Source organism: Stagnihabitans lacustris, assembly GCF_025950525.1.
Classification (GTDB): domain Bacteria; phylum Pseudomonadota; class Alphaproteobacteria; order Rhodobacterales; family Rhodobacteraceae; genus Stagnihabitans.
Genome location: NZ_JAPDGS010000011.1, coordinates 63,412 through 79,143 on the forward strand (window position 1 = coordinate 63,412; position 15,732 = coordinate 79,143).

Annotated in this window: 14 protein-coding genes; 9 read left to right on the forward strand and 5 right to left on the reverse strand. The window is 65.9% G+C overall.

What is annotated here, in order from left to right; all coding sequences use genetic code 11:
- Window positions 1–3 precede the first annotated feature (3 nt).
- The 4 genes from NX862_RS17930 to NX862_RS17945 are packed head-to-tail and all read left to right on the forward strand — an operon-like array spanning window position 4 to window position 4,079.
- Window positions 4–912: an AAA family ATPase gene (locus NX862_RS17930; RefSeq protein WP_264495310.1), complete on the forward strand. Its 909-nt coding sequence runs from the start codon at window positions 4–6 to the stop codon at window positions 910–912.
- Window positions 909–2,165, forward strand: a complete 1,257-nt coding sequence (locus tag NX862_RS17935; protein ID WP_413694587.1) for a vWA domain-containing protein — start codon at window positions 909–911, stop codon at window positions 2,163–2,165. Before NX862_RS17930 ends, NX862_RS17935 begins: the two co-directional genes overlap by 4 nt.
- Before the next feature lie 4 nt (window positions 2,166–2,169).
- Complete coding sequence (locus NX862_RS17940; RefSeq protein ID WP_264495312.1) at window positions 2,170–3,099, forward strand: XdhC family protein; 930 nt, start codon at window positions 2,170–2,172, stop codon at window positions 3,097–3,099.
- Window positions 3,096–4,079 carry a molybdopterin-binding protein gene (locus NX862_RS17945; protein ID WP_264495313.1) on the forward strand — a complete coding sequence of 328 codons (984 nt, stop codon included), beginning with the start codon at window positions 3,096–3,098 and terminating at the stop codon, window positions 4,077–4,079. The genes NX862_RS17940 and NX862_RS17945 overlap by 4 nt, the downstream gene beginning before the upstream one ends.
- Window positions 4,080–4,091: 12 nt before the next feature.
- Here NX862_RS17945 and NX862_RS17950 read toward each other — a convergent pair whose 3' ends face one another.
- The 3 genes from NX862_RS17950 to NX862_RS17960 form a co-directional block, all read right to left on the reverse strand.
- Window positions 4,092–6,251, reverse strand: coding sequence for a hybrid sensor histidine kinase/response regulator (locus NX862_RS17950; protein ID WP_264495314.1), 2,160 nt, complete (start codon window positions 6,249–6,251; stop codon window positions 4,092–4,094).
- Entirely contained in the window at window positions 6,248–7,393 is a 1,146-nt protein-coding gene (locus NX862_RS17955; RefSeq protein ID WP_264495315.1) for an FIST N-terminal domain-containing protein, read from the reverse strand. The genes NX862_RS17950 and NX862_RS17955 overlap by 4 nt, the downstream gene beginning before the upstream one ends.
- Window positions 7,394–7,472: 79 nt before the next feature.
- Window positions 7,473–8,114, reverse strand: a complete 642-nt coding sequence (locus tag NX862_RS17960) for a response regulator transcription factor (protein WP_264495316.1) — start codon at window positions 8,112–8,114, stop codon at window positions 7,473–7,475.
- Window positions 8,115–8,228: 114 nt separating this feature from the next.
- Here NX862_RS17960 and NX862_RS17965 point away from each other — a divergent pair, with 114 nt between their 5' ends.
- From NX862_RS17965 to NX862_RS17985, 5 genes are all read left to right on the forward strand, one after another.
- Window positions 8,229–8,798, forward strand: coding sequence for an SRPBCC family protein (locus NX862_RS17965; RefSeq protein ID WP_264495317.1), 570 nt, complete (start codon window positions 8,229–8,231; stop codon window positions 8,796–8,798).
- Window positions 8,795–9,265 (forward strand): (2Fe-2S)-binding protein, encoded by a 471-nt coding sequence (locus NX862_RS17970; RefSeq protein WP_264495318.1) that lies wholly within the window; start codon window positions 8,795–8,797, stop codon window positions 9,263–9,265. The genes NX862_RS17965 and NX862_RS17970 overlap by 4 nt, the downstream gene beginning before the upstream one ends.
- Before the next feature lie 3 nt (window positions 9,266–9,268).
- Entirely contained in the window at window positions 9,269–11,662 is a 2,394-nt protein-coding gene (locus tag NX862_RS17975; RefSeq protein WP_264495319.1) for a xanthine dehydrogenase family protein molybdopterin-binding subunit, read from the forward strand.
- Between the two features lie 11 nt (window positions 11,663–11,673).
- Window positions 11,674–12,453 carry an FAD binding domain-containing protein gene (locus tag NX862_RS17980; protein ID WP_264495320.1) on the forward strand — a complete coding sequence of 260 codons (780 nt, stop codon included), beginning with the start codon at window positions 11,674–11,676 and terminating at the stop codon, window positions 12,451–12,453.
- 180 nt (window positions 12,454–12,633) lie between these two features.
- Entirely contained in the window at window positions 12,634–13,032 is a 399-nt protein-coding gene (locus tag NX862_RS17985) for a cytochrome c family protein (RefSeq protein WP_264495321.1), read from the forward strand.
- A gap of 127 nt (window positions 13,033–13,159) precedes the next feature.
- On the opposite strand, the gene NX862_RS17990 is transcribed toward NX862_RS17985, so the two are convergent.
- Complete coding sequence (locus NX862_RS17990; RefSeq protein ID WP_264495322.1) at window positions 13,160–13,438, reverse strand: hypothetical protein; 279 nt, start codon at window positions 13,436–13,438, stop codon at window positions 13,160–13,162.
- Between the two features lie 63 nt (window positions 13,439–13,501).
- Window positions 13,502–15,451 (reverse strand): DNA topoisomerase IV subunit B, encoded by a 1,950-nt coding sequence (parE, locus tag NX862_RS17995; protein ID WP_264495323.1) that lies wholly within the window; start codon window positions 15,449–15,451, stop codon window positions 13,502–13,504.
- Between the last annotated feature and the right edge of the window lie 281 nt (window positions 15,452–15,732).

Here is a 15,732-nt window from a genome sequence, read left to right on the forward strand (position 1 = left end):
GCCATGACACCAGCCCAAGCCGATATCTCGTCCATCGACGCCGTCGAAACCCTGCTCACATCCCAAGGCTATGTTGCGGGCCGCGCGCTATCGACCGTCACCTTCCTGGCCCTGAAACTTGGCCGCCCGCTGTTTTTGGAGGGTGAGGCCGGCACCGGCAAGACCGAGATCGCCAAGACCATCGCCGCAGCCCTTGGCCGTCGCCTGATCCGCCTGCAATGCTATGAGGGGCTTGATGCGGCCTCTGCGGTCGCGGATTGGAACTTTGCCGCCCAGATGATTGCCCTGCGCCTGGCCGAGGCCCAGGGCGCGACCACGGGCCTTGACCTTTTCTCCGACCGCTTTCTGATCGAACGCCCGCTTCTGGCCGCCATGCGCCCGCAACCCGGTGGCGCGCCCGTCCTGCTGATCGACGAAATTGACCGCACCGATGAACCGTTTGAGGCCTTCTTGCTGGAGGCTTTGTCGGATTTCCAGGTGACGATCCCCGAGATCGGCACGATCCGCGCGCCAGAGCCGCCCATCGTCATCCTGACCTCGAACCGCACCCGTGAGGTGCATGACGCGCTCAAACGCCGCTGCCTGTATCATTGGGTCGACTATCCCGGCTTTGACCGCGAAATGCAGATCCTGCAAAGCCGCCTCCCCGGCCTGTCGCAAACGCTGTCGGCGCAGGTCGTGGCCTTTGTCCAACGCCTGCGCCGCGAGGACCTGTTCAAGCGTCCCGGCGTGGCGGAAACGATCGACTGGGCGAAATGCCTGCTGGCGCTGGATGCTGTGACCCTGTCTCCGGAGGTGATCGGCGACACATTGGGCGCGATCTTGAAATATCAGGACGACATTCAGCGCATCGAGGGGGCGCCGGCGAAAAAGATGCTGGAGGAGATCCGCGCCCAGCTGGAAATGGCGTGATGGAATTTGCCGACCTGACCGCGCCAGAGGACGGCAGGCTTGCGGCCAATATCACGCATTTCGCCCGGGCCCTGCGCAAGGCTGGCTTCAAGCTTGGTCCCGGTCGCGTGCTGGAGGCCATTCGCGCCGTGCAGGCCACGCCCTTCACCGGTCGCGCGGATTTCTTCTGGGTGCTGCACGCCTGCCTTGTGACCAAGCGCGAAGAGCGGGTGATTTTCGAACAGGTCTTTCGGCTGTATTGGCGCGACCCGCGCTATCTGGACCATATGATGAGCCTGATGTTGCCCCAGGTGAAGGGCAGCCATGACGACCGCAAGGCGGCCCCGGGCGAGAAACGGGCGGCGCAGTCGCTTTTGGACCTGGCGCCCAAGCCAGAGACCCCGCCCGGCGCCGAAGAATATGAGATTGACGCCTCTGCCACGGCCTCGGCTGCGGAACGGTTGCGGAGGCTGGATTTCGAACAGATGTCGGTCGAGGAAATGGCCGAGGCGCGGCGGATGCTGTCGCGCCTGACGATCCCAGTTCAGCCGCTGATCTCGCGCCGTCTGGGGCCTGGGGGGGGCGCGCGCATCGACCGGGTGGCGACCTTGCGCGCCGCCCTGCGTCAGGGCGACCTGATGCGGCTGCACCATGCCAAGCCGCGGGAAAGATGGCCGAACCTGGTGGCGCTGTGCGATATATCCGGGTCAATGAGCAGCTATTCCCGCATGGTGCTGCATTTCCTTCATGCGGTGATGAACGCGAAAGGCCAGGGTTGGGCGCGGGTCCATGGCTTTACCTTTGGCACGCGGCTGACCAACATCACCCGGCATCTGGCGGCGCGGGATGTCGATGTGGCGCTGGCGGCTGCGGGGGCCGAGGCGCAGGATTGGCAGGGCGGCACCCGCATCGGCGCCTGTTTGCATCAGTTCAACCAGGATTGGGGGCGGCGGGTTCTGGGGCAGGGGGCGGTTGTCCTGTTGATCACCGATGGGCTGGACCGCGACCCGCCCGAGGTGCTTTCGCGTGAGATGGCGCGGCTGCATCTGTCTTGTCGGCGGCTGATCTGGGTCAATCCTCTGCTGCGCTGGGATGGGTTCCTGCCCAAGGCCCAGGGCATCCGGGCGATGTTGCCCCATTGCGATGCCTTTCGCGCCGGCCATTCCATCGCCAGCCTGCAGGCCCTGGCCTTGGCCGTGGCCCAACCCCATGACCAGGGCGAGCGCAACCGCCTGCTCGCCCACTTGCGCGACGGTGGAAATAGGGCAGACTGACACCATGGAAAACTTCCCCGAACTGGCTTTGCAATGGCACCGCGCCGGACGTGGCGCGGTCCTGGCCACCGTGATCGAAACCTGGGGCTCGGCGCCGCGCCGGGTTGGCAGTCAGTTGGTCATCGACGGCCAGATGGCGATGGAGGGCTCTGTGTCGGGCGGCTGCGTCGAAGGCGCCGTGGTCGAAGAGGCCCTGGCCGCGCTGCAAGACGGCCGCCCCCGCGTGCTGACCTATGGCGTCAGCGACGATCAGGCCTTTGCCGTGGGGCTGGCCTGTGGCGGCACGATCCGGATTCTGGTCGAACCTGTTGCGGGGTTTCTGCCGCTGCTTCAGGACCTTGTGGCCGCCCGCGCCGCGCGTCAGCCCGTGGCCTATCAGGTGAACCTTGCCACCTTTGACCGCAGCCTGTCCGATCAGGCCGATCCGGCGCTGTTTCGCGCCGACAAATCCGGCGTCGCGGGGGATATCTTCACCCATATCCACAACCCGCCTCTGCGTCTGGTGGTGATCGGCGCGGTCCATATTGCTCAGGCGCTGGTGCCCATGGCGAGGACCTGCGGCTTTGACGTGACGGTGATCGACCCGCGTGACGCCTTTGGTGCCGAGGCCCGCTTTCCCGGCACGACCCTGTTGCAGGATTGGCCCGACGAGGCGCTGGCGGCGCTGGCCCCCGATGCCCGCACCGCGATTGTGACCCTGACCCATGATCCGAAACTGGACGACCCGGGCCTGCGGGCGGCGCTGGCCTCACCCGCTTTTTACATCGGCTGTCTGGGCTCGACCCGGACCCATGCGAAACGGCTGGAGCGTCTGCAGGGCCTGGAGACCGCCCGCCTGCGTGCCCCCGTGGGCCTGAACATCGGCGCCGCCACGCCTGCGGAAATCGCGGTCTCGATCCTGGCGCAGATCATCGAGACGCTGCGCAAACCATGAAGTTCGGCCCCACCCCCCGCGATGGCGCTTTGGGCCATATCCTTGCCCATTCCGAACAGGGCGCCCATGGCAAGATCCCCAAAGGCCGGGTCCTGACCGCCGAGGATCTGACCGCGCTGGCCCATCTGCAGGTGCTGACGACGGCGGCGCTGGACCCGGGCGACGTGGCCGAGAACGAGGCCGCAAGTCGTCTGGCCGCGGCGCTTTTGCCCGAGGACCCCGGCTTGACCCTGACCGCGCCCCATGCCGGCCGCGTCAACCTGACCGCGACACGAGCCGGGGTGCTGGCGCTTGACCCTGCCGCCGTGCTGGCGCTGAACCGGCTGGACCCGGCACTGACCCTGGCCACCTTGCCCAACCTGGCCCGCGTGGCGCCGGGCACGCTGGTGGGCACCGTCAAGGTGATCACCTATGCCGTCGCAGGCCACAGCCTGACCCGCGCCGTCACGAGTGCGCCGCGCCTGCGCATCCTGCCGGTGACACGGCCGCGCGCCAGCCTGATCCTGACCTGGACCGAGGCCCCCGACCGCCTGATGCAAAAGGGCCGCGACGCCGTGGCCCGCAGGCTGACGCGGCTGGGGATCACGCTGGTCGAAACCCACCGCCTGCCGCATGACGAGGCCGCCATCGCAGAGACGCTTTCCACCCTGCGCTCTGATCTGATCCTGATCCTGACGGGTGCTGCCACCTCTGATCTGCACGACACCGCCCCCCAGGCGCTGCGTCAGGCCGGGGGTCAGGTCCAGCGCTTTGGGATGCCGGTCGATCCGGGCAACCTGTTGTTCCTTGGAAGCCTGCGGGGTGTTCCGGTGATCGGGTTGCCGGGCTGCACGCGCTCACCGGCGCTGAACGGCGCCGATTGGGTGCTGGAGCGGCTGGCCTGCGGGCTGGACCTGAGCTGCGACGACATCGCCGCCATGGGCGTCGGTGGCCTGCTAAAGGAAATCCCGATCCGCGGCCAATTGCGCGAAAGCCCCTGAAGGCGCCCAGCCCTAACCGTCGCGCAAGAACGCCGCCAGCGCCTCTGGCGCGATCGGCTTGGCAAGGACCCCCACCCGCGCCCCACGCAGGGCCTCTGACCGATCCGCCGTGATCAGCCGCACCGCCATGCCCACGGCCCGCAACCGCTCCGCCAGCTCCAGCCCATCCATCCCCTCGCCCAGCCGGTAGTCGACCAGACCCCGGTCGGGCAGGATGCCGATTTCGTCCAACAGCGCCAGGGCCTCCTCGCCCGAGGCGGCCTCGATCACCTGCACCCCCCAGCGCTCCAGCAACAAGGCCAGCGCCCGGCGCAGGTCGGCATCGTTTTCCACCAGCAGCACGATCAGATCCCCCAAGGCCGGCACGCCCTCGGGCACGGCCACGGTGCGCAACTCTCCTTCGGCCAGGGGCAACGTCACCGCAAAGCGCGACCCGCGGCCCAGCCCCGAGTCCAGCTCAAGCGGATGGCCCAAAAGCGCGCAGGCCCGTTCGACGATGGCCAGGCCAAGCCCCATCCCCTCTGACGCACTGGCCCGCGCCCCCAGCCGGTGAAACTCGCGGAAAATCGCCTGGCGCTCGCCCTCGGGGATGCCGGGCCCGGTGTCGATGACCTCGACCCGCACCGCGCCGCCCAGATGCCGCACCCCCACCAGAACCCGGCCCGAAACGGTATAGCGGATCGCATTGCCGATCAGGTTTTGCAGGATGCGCCGCAGATAGGTGGCATCCGAATCCACCACGGCGCGCGAGCCCAGAACCTTGAACTGCAACCCTTTGCGTGCCGCCATGGGGGCGAATTCATCGCGCAGCCGCCCCAGCATCGGCCCCAAGGCCACGGCCCCCACATCGACCGCCCCCCGCCCGGCCTCCAGCTTGGAGATGTCCAACAGCGCGGCCAGGATGTCTTCGACCGAGGTCAGCGCATTGCGCGCCTTGACCACGGTTTCGCCGGCGCGCCAGGGCAGGGCCTCGTCGGCCAGGCTGGCCAGGAACAGCTTGGCCGCCGACAGAGGCTGCAACAGGTCGTGGCTGGCCGCGGCGACAAAGCGCGCCCGCGCCGCATTGGCCTGTTCAGCCCGCACCAGCGCCTCGGCCAGTTCTTCGGTCCGGGCGGCCACGCGGCGCTCCAGCGTCTCGTTCGCTTCGGCCAGGGCGCGTTGGGCCGCGCGTTCGGCGGTGATATCCGAAAACGACACCACAAAGCCGCGGTCCGGCATGTCCTGACCCTGAACCGAGACGACATAGCCGTTCGGGCGCACCAGTTCAAAGGCCAGCGCCGGGCGCGGATCGCGCAGACCCGCCCAGGCCGCGACCTGCGCCAGGCTTGCGCCCTGCGCCTCCATCCCCGAAAGCTGCGCCAGCAACGCGCCGAATTCCAGCCCGACCGGAAGCCGCCCCAGAGGCAACGACAAGACCTCGGCCAGGCGCCGGTTAAAGCCCACAAGCCTTTCGCCCGCGTCAAAAACCCCCACCCCCTGCGTCAGGTGATCCAGCGTCGCCTTGACCCGAAGCGCTTGATCGTCCAGCAGTTTCCCCCGCTCCAGCCGTTCGGCGCGGATCACATGGGTCAGGTCGGTGTGCAAGATGACGGTGCCGCCCTCTTGCGTGCGATGTTCGGACACCTGCAGCCAGCGATCCCCGGTCAGGGCGACGATAAAGGTCACGGCGCGGTCCTGATGCTGGGCCATCCGGCGGCGCGCCCAGTCGGCGGGCGTCTCTGCAGCCTGGCGGATCAGATCCTCCGAGACGGAAACCAAGCGGACATAGTCGCCGAACGCCATCCCGGGCCGCAGGCGGCCATGGACATCGCGCAAAGGCCGCCCAAAGCGCGCATTGGCCAGAACCAAGCGGTCGGCGCCATCGAACAGCGCAAAGCCGTCCTCGACCGTTTCGATGGCGCTGGCCAGGTTGCCCCGCGCGGCCTCGGCCTCGGCCATGGCCTCGGCAAGCTTGGAGTTCGACCGGTTCAGCATGTCCAGGGCGCGTTCCAGGTCCTGCGTCCTTGCGCGCACCTGATCCTCCAAGAGCACGGCGCGCTGGAACTGGGCATAGGCGGCGCCCTGGTCGTCCGAGGCCTCTTCGACGCGACGCATCAGGGCCTCGGCAATCGCCAACAGCTTGTCGCGCGAGGCTTCGGCCGTGTCAGACGGGTTGATCAGCGGATGCATCATGCCCCCGGCGCATAGGCCGCCACCCCGGTCCCCGGCGCATACAGCGCCACCCCCGTCATCGTCTGGTTGACATGCAGCGCGCCGAATTGCTCGCCATAGGTCGAAAACCCCGTCACCCCGTGGCGCTGCAACAGGCGCGACAGCTCACCGGCCACCTGTTTTTCTTCGGCCTCGATCCGGCGCAAGATGCAGTCGCAAGCCAGGATCGCCCCCGGCGCCCCCAGCCGGTCCAACTCTTCCTCCAGATGGCGCGCCATGTTCATCGGTTCGGCCAAGCGCAGCACCAGCCCCTCGTCAATGGCCGAGAAAAACACCAGGTCGCCGTTGGGAAGCATCCGCTGGATCGACCGCACATGATGGCGCCCCCCCAGCCGCACCACGACCGGATGGGCGGCAAAGGTGAAGGTCGTCAGCTGGTCGGGGTCCTTGCCCAACAGCCGCGCATAGGCCAGGGCTGCGGGTTCGGCATTGATCTGACGCACGATCCGGGCCGAGGGCTCGGCCTTGGTCACGACCATCCGGATATCCGAGGGCACCAAGTGATCCAGCGAAAAGACCCTGACCCCGCAAGAGGTCCGCACAAAGGACACCACCGCCGCATCCTGCCACACCCTGCCGCCCTGCAGCACAAAGGTCGCGCGAAACTCCACCCCATCGCCGGCCGATCCGCCAAACAGGGGCACCGGCCCCAACCCCATGGCGAGGGCCGCGGCCAATTCATCTTCGCGCAGCGACAGGCCATCGACCATGGCAAAGGCGAACTCGCCCCCCCAGCCGGGCCGCGCCAAGGCCAGACGCTCACGCGCGCGGATCAACGCGGCCACCAGGTCCTCGCGGGCGATCCGGCCCAGGTCGGGCACAAAGACCACCTCGACCGCGAAATGGCTGGCGGGCAGGCCCACCGCCACGACGGTCTCTTCGGCATAACCCTGCGCCCCGATCTCTCCGGCCGTGGTGCAGCCCACCACCAGAACCCCCGGCCAGACCGCGCCCGCCCCCGCCGCAATCCGCCCGATCTCGGCCTTGGGCGAACAAAACAGCAAGACCTCGGCAAATGGCCCCGGCCCCAGACCGCGCGCCAGCTCCCCCAGCACATCCCCCGACCAGGCCGAGACCTCCGCCCGCGCCAACAGCTCCCCCATCCCTCCTCCTTCGACTTTCATACTGGCTCAAATATTCCAGGGGGTCCGGGGGACTGGTCCCCCGGGGCGTTCCGCCAAGTCACCCCTCCAGAAGTTGCGCGAAATTGACGCCCCCCGCCATCAGCACGGCCTGAGTCCGGCTGGTCACTCCCAGTTTGCGCATGATCGCCGTCACATGGGCCTTGACCGTGGTTTCGGCCACCGACAGTTCCCAGGCGATGACCTTGTTCGGCTTGCCCGCGCAGATCAGCTGCAGGATCAGCGCCTGTTGCCGGGTCAGGGTCCGCAGCCGGGCGACGGTCTCGCTTTCCCCCGGGCCCTCGCCGCCCAAGCCCGGCTCATAGCCCTCGGGCGTGAACACCCGCCCTTCGCGCAGCGCGTCAAAGGCCGCGCGAAAGGTCTCGCGCCCGGCATGTTTGGGCACGAAACCGGCCGCCCCCGCAGCCAGGGCCGCCGCAATCACCCGCGGTTCCGCCAAGGACGACACGACCAGCACCGGCACCCCCTCTTGCGCCAACCGCATCAGCCCCTCCATCCCCGTCACATCCGGCAAATGCAGGTCCAAAAGGATAACGTCGGGCGGCGGCCGCAGCCCCTCCAGCGCCAGGGCCAGCGTGCCCGCGACCTGGATACGCTCGATCCCGATGAAGCTGCGCAGCGTCAGGCCCAGGGCCTCGCCGAACAGCGGATGGTCTTCCACGATGAGCGCCGAGCGAAACATGGCCCCATCCTATCACCAAGCGCGCGCCCAGCCCAAGCCCCCGCCGTCTACGACTGAGGTCTAATGGCGCGGGCGCCCACAGGGCGTTAGCCTGTCCCAAACGGGAGGAGACCCATGGAACTTTCAGACAGCCGCCATATCGCGGCGCGTCCCGATATCGTTTGGCCTGCGATCCTTGACCCCGAGGTGTTGGCCGCCTGTATCCCCGGATGCGAAAGCCTGACCGGCTCGGTCGAGGCAGGCTACGAGGCCGTCGTGGTGCAAAAGGTGGGCCCGGTGTCGGCGCGCTTTACCGGCGTCGTGACGCTGTCCGACATCATCCCGGGCCAAAGCCTGACCATCACCGGCGAGGGCAAGGGGGGGGCTGCGGGTTTCGCCAAGGGCGGGGCCAAGGTGTCGCTTTCCCCCGACGGCGAGGGCACGCTTTTGACCTATGAGGTCAAGGCCAATGTCGGCGGCAAGCTGGCGCAGTTGGGCTCCCGGATCATCGACGGCTTCACCAAAAAGCTCGCCGATCAGTTCTTTGAAAATTTCGCCGCCAAGGTGGGTGGCCCGCCCCCGGAAACGGACTCGGAGCCGGAGCCCGAGACCGAAGAGGCCCCCAAGAAAGGCTGGTTCGGCCGGCTTTGGGGCAAGAAAGACGCAGAAACGGCCGCAGAGACGGCAGAGGGAGGAGACGCATGAAAGTATCATTGACCGTCAACGGAAAACCCATGAGCGGCGAGGTCGAGGGGCGCACTTTGCTCTCGACCTTCCTGCGTGAGACCCTGAGCCTGACCGGCACCCATATCGGCTGTGACACCAGCCAATGTGGCGCCTGCACCGTCCATGTCGACGGCGCGCAGGTCAAATCCTGCACCGTTTTCGCGCTGGACGTTCAGGGCAGCAGCGTCACCACCATCGAGGGCATGGCCAACACGGATGGCTCTTTGGGGCGCATCCAGCAGGCCTTTCAGGACCATCACGGGTTGCAATGCGGCTTTTGCACGCCGGGCATGGTGATGGCCTCGGCTGCTTTGCTTGCCGTCAACCCCACCCCGACGGAAGCCGAAGTGCGCCACCACCTTGAGGGCAATATCTGCCGCTGCACCGGTTATCACAACATCGTCAAAGCGGTCATGGCCGCCTCTGACGCCATCCCCGCGGAGTAAGTCATGCCCAAGGATTTCGAGGCCAAGACGACCGGGATCGGCGCCCCCATGAAGCGCCGCGAGGACATCCGCTTTCTGACCGGGCGCGGCGTCTATACCGACGATATCAAGCTTGCGGGCCAGACCTATGCGGTCATTGTCCGCAGCCAAGTCGCCCATGGTCGCATCAAGGCGATCCGGACGGAAGCCGCCGCCGCCATGGAAGGCGTGCTGGCGATCTTCACCGGCGAGGATTTCAAGGACGTCGGCGGCAATCCCGCGGGCTGGCTGATCAAGTCGCGCAACGGCGAGCCGATGCGCGAACCCAAGCGCCCGGTGCTGGCCCATGGCAAGGTCCGCCACGTGGGCGACGCCTATGCGGCAGTGATCGCCGAAACTTATGAACAGGGCCGCGCGGCCGCCCAGCAGCTGGCCGATGACACGGACATTGAAGAACTGCCCGCCATCATCGACATGAAGGCCGCGGCGGCGGATGCGACGAACCGTGTCCATGACGAGATCCCGGATAACCTGTGCTACGACTGGGGCTGGATCGAGGACAACCGCGCGGCCGTCGAAGAGGTTTTCGCGCGTGCCCCCCATGTCACCACGCTGGAGCTGGTGAACAACCGCCTGATCCCCAACGCGATGGAGCCGCGCGCCAGCATCGGCGAATATTTCCCCGGCACTGGGGATTACAAGCTGACGACCACAAGCCAGAACCCCCACCTGACCCGCCTTCTGGTCGCGGCCTTTGTGCTGGGCATCCCGGAAAACAAGCTGACCGTGGTGGCCCCCGATGTGGGCGGCGGCTTTGGGTCCAAGATCTATCACTACGGCGAAGAGGCGCTGGTTCTGGCCGCCGCCAAACGCCTGGGCCGCCCGGTGCGCTGGACGGCGGAGCGGTCGGAAAGCTTTCTGTCCGATGCCCATGGCCGCGACCATGTCACCAAGATCGAACTGGCCTGCGAGAAGGATGGCACTTTCCTCGCCTTCCGGACCGAGACTTTTGCCAATGTCGGCGCTTACCTCTCGAACTTCGCGACCGTGACGCCGACCTTCCTGCATGGCACGCTGATGGCGGGGCCCTATAAGGTCCCGCATGTCTATGTGAACGTGAAGACGGTGTTTACGAACACCGCCCCCGTCGATGCCTATCGCGGCGCGGGCCGGCCCGAGGCGACCTTCAGCCTTGAACGTGTCGTCGATCAGATGTGCCGGGAACTGGGTCTTGATGCGTTCGAGGTGCGGCGCAAGAACTTCCTGACGCCTGACATGTTCCCCTATACGACCCCCGTGGGTCTGGTCTACGACACCGGCAACTATCAGGCCACGCTGGATAAAGTGATCGAGATGGCCGATGTGGCGGGCTTTGAATCCCGCCGTGCGGCCAGCGCCGCGAAGGGCCTTTTGCGCGGCCTTGGCCTGTCCACCTGGATCGAAGCCTGCGGCATCGCGCCCTCTCACCTCGTGGGCATCCTTGGCGCCCGCGTCGGGCTTTATGACGCGGCCACGGTGCGGGTCAATGCGACGGGCAATATCAGTATCATGGTCGGCGCCCACAGCCACGGGCAGGGCCACGAGACGGTCTTTGCCCAGGTCGCGGCGGACCGGCTGGGGGTTCCCGAAAGCTCTATCGAGATCGTCCACGGCGACACGTCGAAAATCCCCTTCGGCATGGGGTCCTATGGCTCCAGGTCTTTGGCGGTCTGCGGTGTGGCGATGACCAAGGCCATCGACAAGATCATCGCCAAGGGCAAGAAGATCGCGGCCCATATGCTAGAGGCATCTGAGGCCGACATCACGTTTGAGGCCGGGAAATTCGCGGTCGCTGGCACCGACAAGGCCAAAACCTTCGGCGAGATCGCCTTTTCGGCCTATGTTCCGCACAACTACCCGCTGGAAACGCTGGAGCCGGGGCTTGAGGAGACCGCCTTCTACGATCCCGCCAACTTCACCTATCCCGCGGGCGCCTATCTGTGCGAAGCCGAGGTGGACCCCGAAACGGGCAAGGTCACGATCGAGGCTTTCCATTGCGCCGACGACTTCGGCAATGTGATGAACCCGATGATCGTCGAGGGCCAAGTTCACGGCGGCGTCGGTCAGGGCATCGGTCAGGCACTGTTGGAAAGCACGACCTATGACGAGACCGGCCAGCTTTTGACCGGGTCCTACATGGATTACGCCATGCCGCGGGCGTCAGACGTGCCCTTCTACAACGTCGACTATTCCTGCCAGACGCCCTGCACGCACAACCCCTTGGGCGTGAAGGGCTGCGGCGAGGCGGGGGCCATCGGCTCCCCCCCTGCCGTCGTCAATGCCGTGATCGACGCGCTTCACCGCGGTGGCCACACCCATATCAAACACATCGACATGCCCGTCAGCCCGCAACGGGTCTGGGCGGCAATCAACGGCTAAGGGAGGGTCAAATGCAGAACTTCGACTTCGTGAAACCCGCCTCGGTGGCGGAAGCGGTGGCGGCCCTTGGCACCTCGGGGGCGCAGGCGCTTTCGGGGGGGCAGACGCTGATTGGCTCGATGAAACAGAACCTTGCGGCGCCGGCGGTGCTGGTGTCGCTGACCGGGATTGCGGCGCTGAAGGGCGTGTCGGTGTCGGGTGGCGTCATGAGCATCGGTGCGGCCACCCCCCATGCCGAGGTGGCGAAGGCAAGCGGTTTCCCCGGGTTGTCATCGTTGGCAGGCGGCATCGGCGACCCCGCCGTGCGCGCGCGCGGGACCATCGGCGGATCGCTGGCCAACAACGACCCCGCCGCCTGTTACCCCTCGGCCGTGCTGGCCTGCGGGGCCACAGTCGTCACCAACCGGCGTGAGATCGCAGCAGACGACTACTTTCAGGGCATGTTCACCACCGCACTTGAGGACGGAGAGATCATCACCGCCGTCCGCTTCCCCATCCCCGAGCGCGCCGCCTATGCCAAGTTCGAACAACCCGCCTCGCGGTTCTCGCTGACTGGGGTCTTTGTCGCGAAATACGGCGCCAAGGTGCGGGTGGCCGTCACCGGAGCCTCCAACGACGGCGTCTTCCGTTGGACGGATGGCGAGGACGCTTTGCAGGCCTCCTACGACCCGGCGGCGGTCAAGGGGCTGAAAGTCTCGCCCGATGGCTTGATCGCCGACTTGCACGGAACGCCCGCCTACCGCGCGAACCTGGTGGCGGTGATGACAGCGCGGGCGGTGGCCGCGTCCTAAGGGGCTGATATCGCAGTGAGGAGGGGGGCGCTGCCCCCCTTTTCGCTGTCCCGTTTGCGGAGCGGTTGCGCAGCCCCCCGGAGTATTTGTGCCAATGTGAAAGGGGCAAGAGATTGCGCCAGATCAAGGCCGGGGACGCGTGATGCGGGCAGGGTGAAGGCCGACAAGAAGGAGACCGCGATGCGCAAGGGATTGTTTTTGGGGGGCTTGGCTCTGGCGGCCTGCGTGCCGGGGCAGGGGCCGGTCTCCCATATCCAAGGAGCCGCCGATTTCAACGAACTCTGCGCCCCCTGCCACGGGTCGGACGCCCGCGGCCATGGGCCCTTGGCGCAAGGCCTGGACCACCCGCCCGCCGACCTGACGGGGCTGGCGTCAAGGAACGGCGGGGTCTTCCCCTCGGCCTATGTGATGAGCAAGATTTGGGGCTATGAGCGGGGTGCCGCGCCCTCCGACATCATGCCGAAGTTCCAGCCGCTGATGGAGAGCGAAACGGTGTTGTTCGACAGCGGCGACGGGATCGCGACACCGACGCCGGAACGGTTGGTGGAAATCGCGAACTACCTGGGGAGTGTGCAGTAGGGCGGGATTATTCCCGCCGCTCCGGGAGCCCCGGGGTATCCCCCGGGCTACGCGGGGGGGGGGGGGGAGCGCCGGGAGAGGCGAGGTCGCGCGGTAGGGTACGTGATTTTACGCCCCTTTTGGTTCGTTACTTGGCGCGCTGGTCCCTTAGGATGATGATACCTGCCTTTGCCAAAAGGACAGAGATCACGCCAACAGCCGGCCCGATAACCCAGGCGTTGATGGCCACAGCTGTTCCCCAAAAGGCGAGACCCATACTGCCAAATATCAAGGAAAACATGGCGCCGAAGGCAAGGGGAACAGAAATCAACCACTGCGCAAGAATTGGGAGTGACCGATAAAGGTGCCAAGATGCCTTGATGCCGCGAACTACACCGACGGCTGTTGCTTTAATAACTTCAAACACTTCCATCTCCACCGGATTGGTGTTCGTCAGATAGGCCCGAATTGTGGCGAATATTTGCCCCCCTCACACATCCAACTCCTCCACGAACCGCGCGTTCTCTTGGATATACTGGAACCGCAATTCCGGCTTCTTGCCCATCAGCCGCTCCACCAGGTCGCCCGTATCCCCCGGCTCGTCCTCGGTGATCGTCACGCGGATCAGCTTGCGCGTCGCGGGGTTCATCGTCGTGTCCTTCAGGTCTTTGGCGTCCATCTCGCCCAGGCCCTTGAACCGCTGGACGTCGATTTTCCCCTTGCCGCCCAGACCCTTGGCCAGATGGATCTCCTTCTCGGCATCATCCGCCACATAGATCCGCCGCGCGCCCTGCGTCAGCCGATACAAGGGCGGACAGGCCAGATACAGGTGCCCCTTGTCGATCAGGGGGCGCATCTGGCTGAAGAAAAACGTCATCAGCAGGCTGGCGATATGCGCCCCGTCCACGTCCGCGTCGGTCATGATGATGATCTTGTCATAACGCAAATCATCGACATTGAACCGCGTCCCCATGGACACGCCCAATGCCTCGCAGATATCACGGATTTCCGCATTATCCCCCAATTTCGACGAGGCCGCGCCCAATACGTTCAGGATCTTGCCCTTCAACGGCAACAGCGCCTGCGTCTCGCGATTCCGTGCCGCCTTGGCCGAGCCCCCCGCCGAGTCGCCCTCGACGATGAACAACTCCGTCCCCTCACGGTTTTTCGCAGAACAATCCGTCAGTTTCCCCGGCAGCCGCAGCCGTTTCGTCGCTGTCTTCCGCGCGGTCTCTTTTTCCTGCCGCCGCTTCAGCCTTTCTTCCGCCCGCAGGATCAGAAAGTCCAGAATTGCGCCCGCCGATTTGGTATCCCCGGCCAGCCAATTGTCGAAATGGTCGCGCACCGCGCCTTCGACATAGCGTGTGGCTTCCTCAGTCGCCAGGCGGTCCTTGGTTTGGCCGACGAATTGCGGCTCGCGTATAAAACAACTGACCAGCGCACAGCCGCCGGTCAAAAGATCCTCGCGCGTGATCAATTCCGTCTTGCGATTCTTGGCCAGGTCGCCATAGGCCCGGATGCCCTTCAGGATCGCCGCCCAAAACCCCGCCTCATGCGTGCCACCTTCGGGCGTCGGCACCGTATTGCAATAGCTTTGGATAAATCCATCCCGCGCCGGCGTCCAATTGATCGCCCATTCGACCGAGCCCGGAACCCCGTATTTCTCCTGGAACCCCACCTTGCCGGCAAAGGGCCGATCCGCATAGGTCGTGGTTTTCTCCAAAGTGTCGCTCAGATAATCCGCAAGCCCGCCCGGAAAGTGAAACACCGCCTCCATGGGCGTATCGCCATCGACCACGGCCGATTTCCAGCGGATTTCCACGCCCGAAAACAGATAGGCCTTCGACCGCACCAATTTCAGCAACCGCGAGGGCCGGAACGACTGCGACCCAAAGATCTGCGGATCGGGATGGAAGGTCACGGAGGACCCCCGGCGATTGGGCGCGGCCCCCACTTTGGCAATCGGCCCCAGCACCTTGCCGCGGCTGAAAGACTGCCGGAACAGCTCTTTGTTGCGCGCCACCTCGACCTCCAGCCGGTCCGACAGCGCGTTCACCACCGACGACCCCACGCCATGCAACCCGCCCGAGGTCTCATAGGCCTTGCCGTTGAACTTGCCGCCCGAGTGGAGCGTGCAGAAGATCACCTCCAGCGCGGATTTGTCGGGAAACTTGGGATGCGGATCGACCGGGATGCCGCGGCCATTGTCCACGACGGTCAGCGCGCCATCCTCATGCAAGGACACTTCGATCCGCGTCGCATGGCCCGCCACGGCTTCGTCCATCGCATTGTCGATGATCTCGGCTGCCAAGTGGTGATAGGCACGCTCGTCGATGCCGCCGATATACATGCCCGGCCGCAGACGCACTGCCTCCAGAGGCTCCAGCACCTCGATCGAAGAGGCGTCATAGGTCTCGGCAGAGGACAGGAGGTCGGACATGGGGCACCCTTTTGTAAGGCGCCCATTAGACCACCCGCCCCGGGCCTGCGCAAGGGAGCGGGCAAGGGCAATCCCGGTCCGGCCAAAGGCAATAGCCCGGTCAGGCCTTCCCCCGTTTCATCTTTTCCCAAATATCCACGGGGTTTCCAAAGGGGCCCGTGGGCCCCTTTGGCGCGGGGGTGCGGGGGGCGCGCAGCCCCCCGCGTCCTCACGTCTGCCACAAGCGCGTCAGCGCGCAGAGGCAGACGGGATCACACCGGTTCCGCCTCGCGCGCCGCCCA

What these genes read in the sequence shown, in the direction of transcription:
- parE (WP_264495323.1), bottom strand. Translation starts at nt 15,451, where the DNA reads ATGTCCGACCTCCTGTCCTCTGCCGAGACCTATGACGCCTCTTCGATC.
- NX862_RS17960 (WP_264495316.1), bottom strand. Translation starts at nt 8,114, where the DNA reads ATGTTTCGCTCGGCGCTCATCGTGGAAGACCATCCGCTGTTCGGCGAG.
- NX862_RS17945 (WP_264495313.1), top strand. Translation starts at nt 3,096, where the DNA reads ATGAAGTTCGGCCCCACCCCCCGCGATGGCGCTTTGGGCCATATCCTT.
- NX862_RS17965 (WP_264495317.1), top strand. Translation starts at nt 8,229, where the DNA reads ATGGAACTTTCAGACAGCCGCCATATCGCGGCGCGTCCCGATATCGTT.
- NX862_RS17975 (WP_264495319.1), top strand. Translation starts at nt 9,269, where the DNA reads ATGCCCAAGGATTTCGAGGCCAAGACGACCGGGATCGGCGCCCCCATG.
- NX862_RS17980 (WP_264495320.1), top strand. Translation starts at nt 11,674, where the DNA reads ATGCAGAACTTCGACTTCGTGAAACCCGCCTCGGTGGCGGAAGCGGTG.
- NX862_RS17950 (WP_264495314.1), bottom strand. Translation starts at nt 6,251, where the DNA reads ATGATGCATCCGCTGATCAACCCGTCTGACACGGCCGAAGCCTCGCGC.
- NX862_RS17955 (WP_264495315.1), bottom strand. Translation starts at nt 7,393, where the DNA reads ATGGGGGAGCTGTTGGCGCGGGCGGAGGTCTCGGCCTGGTCGGGGGAT.
- NX862_RS17940 (WP_264495312.1), top strand. Translation starts at nt 2,170, where the DNA reads ATGGAAAACTTCCCCGAACTGGCTTTGCAATGGCACCGCGCCGGACGT.
- NX862_RS17930 (WP_264495310.1), top strand. Translation starts at nt 4, where the DNA reads ATGACACCAGCCCAAGCCGATATCTCGTCCATCGACGCCGTCGAAACC.
- NX862_RS17985 (WP_264495321.1), top strand. Translation starts at nt 12,634, where the DNA reads ATGCGCAAGGGATTGTTTTTGGGGGGCTTGGCTCTGGCGGCCTGCGTG.
- NX862_RS17970 (WP_264495318.1), top strand. Translation starts at nt 8,795, where the DNA reads ATGAAAGTATCATTGACCGTCAACGGAAAACCCATGAGCGGCGAGGTC.